Raw genomic sequence first — 2,394 nt, 5'->3', positions numbered from 1 at the left:
AGCCTCAGCCGCCCGCGCGCAGCACCTCCGCCACGACCGGCCCCGCCGCGTCGCCGCCGTGGCCGCCGGTCTGGACGACCGCCGCAGCGGCGAGGTCGTTGCTGAAGCCGGTGAACCAGCTGTTGGAGGTCTCCTGCCCGTCGACCTCCGCCGAACCGGTCTTGGCGCCCTTGTCACCGCCCACCGAGGCCATCGCCTTCGCGCCGGTGCCCCAGGCGGCCGTGGCGCGCATCATCGCCGTCAGCTGCTGGGTGACGGACGGCGACAGCGAGCGCGAGGCGGTCGCCAACTGCCGGTTGTCCAGGGACCGCGGGACGATGACCGGCTGACGGAACGTGCCGGTGCGGGCGGTGGCGGTGATGGACGCCATGTTGAGGGCGTTCATCTGGACCGTGCCCTGGCCGATGTACTGGGCGGCGGCGACGCCACCGGTCTCCTCCGGCACGCTGCCGTCGGTCGTGACGACACCGGTCTTCCAGTCCAGGCCGATCCCGAAGACGTCCCGCGCCTCCTTGGCCAGTGCGGCGTCGTCCTTCGTGTCGTCGATCAGCTTGATGAAGGCGGTGTTGCACGACTTGGCGAAGCTCTGGGTGAACGTACTGCCGTCCGGCAGCGCGAAGTGGTCCAGGTTGTGGAACGAACGCCCCTGGTACAGCACGTCCTTGGGGCACTCCGCCGCCCCGTTCGCCGTGACCAGGCCCTTCTCCAGCAGCAGCGCCGCCGTCACGATCTTCAGCGTGGAGCCGGGCGCCTGCTTCCCCTGCATCGCCGCGTTGAACCCGGTCGCCGGGTTGTTGGCCACCGCGCGGATCGCCCCGGTGGACGGCTTCACCGCGACCACGGAGGCCTGCGCGTACTTCTTCACCGCCCGCTCCGCCGCCGCCTGCGCGCCCGCGTCCAGCGTCGTCTGCACCTTGCCGGGCCTGCCCTTGGCGAGAGTCACCAGGCTGACGTCCGGCTGGGTCTCGTCGGCGGGCTCGATCCACGTCTCGATGCCGGGCGAACCGCCCGCGCTCTCCCCGTACTTCTCCCGCAGCGTGTCCAGGATCGGACCGAGCGAGGGGTACTTCTCCTTGGTCAGCACCTGCCCGTTGTGGTCGACGGCCTCGATCGTCGGCGTCGAGGACGCGCCCGTCTTCAGCGTCGCGCCCTCCGTCAGCTGCGGGTGCACGACCGTCGGGGCCCAGTCGACCAGGGCCTTGCCCGTCGTCAGGCCGCGCACCACGGTCAGCTCCGAGGCGTACGAGAGAGGCTTGGACTTCCCGTCGTACGAGACGGTCGCCTTGACCGTGTAGGGCACCTTCGTGCCGACGGCCGGGCCCGGGGTGATCTTCACCTTGCCGATGCGGGCGTCCTCGCCGTACGAGGCGAGCACGGGCTCCGAGCCCGCCTCGTTGTTGGTGAGGAGGGACGCGGCCGTCGCGTCCCCCGCCGCCCAGGCGTCGAGGAAGCCCTTGGACGTCTCCGCTATCTCCTCCGCGCTCGGCGGCCCGGTCTTCACCTTCGACGACTCGGACGCGCTCCGCGTACCGCCGTCCCCGCCGACGGTGTCGCCGAGCATGCTGTACGCCCCGTAACCGATTCCTCCGGCCATCAGGACGAACGCTCCGCCGATCACGGCGACCTTCGCTCCACTGCGCATCTCGCAGTCCCCCTCCCCAGGAGGCCCCCTGAACACGTTCAAGGGGCAACTGTGAGGAACCCTAAAGGGTTCCGACGGGCGGTGACGGCGTTGTTACCGGACCGGAATGCTTGGCCGGAAAGCGCTCTCCGCGGCGGGATGCGGTGTGATGCGGCGTGACGCGGTGGCATGCCGCGTGATGCCGTGTGATGGGGGGCCGGGGTGGGAAGACTGGCCGGTAATGCACGGGGGAGCGAACGTCGGGGGGCGTACGGCATGGGCATACGAGGGCGCGCGGCGGTGGTCCGGTGACGGCCTACCACATCAAGCATCTGCCGACCGGGATCCTGCCCGAAGGCGCATCCGACACCTGGACCGTGACCGGAAGCGGTGTCGCCTCCCGGCTGTCCGGCGGCATCGCCCCCTGGGCCGTGACCGACGCCGAGCGGTGGCGGAAGGCGGCGGTCCCGGCCGTTGCCGCCCCGGTCGCGGGCGGCTGGGCCCTGGCCGGCCTGGTGGCGGCGGCGTACGTCCTGCTGTTCGGGCTCTCGTCCGCGTCCCTGGCCTGGCACAGCGGGCCCGGGGACGGGACGGACTGGCTGAGGTATCCGGGGCTCGTCCTGCTGACCGCCCTGCCGCTCTGGTACCGGTACGTTCCGGTCGCCGCCGTGCCGGCGGCCCTGCTCGTCGCCGGGGAGGCGGCGTCGGCCCTGGCCCGGCCCGGCGACGTGGACGGCCCGGCGAGGGCCGGATGGCTGGTGGTCCTCGCCGCC

1 protein-coding gene and 1 pseudogene are annotated in these 2,394 nt (G+C 72.0%); one reads left to right on the top strand and one right to left on the bottom strand.

Annotated features, from left to right (window positions below):
- Positions 1-4: 4 nt before the first annotated feature.
- Positions 5-1,642, bottom strand: coding sequence for a penicillin-binding transpeptidase domain-containing protein (locus CR470_RS37395; protein ID WP_097872173.1), 1,638 nt, complete (start codon positions 1,640-1,642; stop codon positions 5-7).
- Between the two features lie 287 nt (positions 1,643-1,929).
- Here CR470_RS37395 and CR470_RS37390 point away from each other — a divergent pair.
- Positions 1,930-2,394 (top strand): annotated as a pseudogene (locus CR470_RS37390) (hypothetical protein); the annotation flags it as partial.

It is taken from the genome of Streptomyces sp. rh34 (assembly GCF_002551245.1).
In the GTDB taxonomy this organism is placed as follows: Bacteria; Actinomycetota; Actinomycetes; order Streptomycetales; family Streptomycetaceae; genus Streptomyces.
This window is presented reverse-complemented; position numbering and strand designations above follow the sequence as displayed.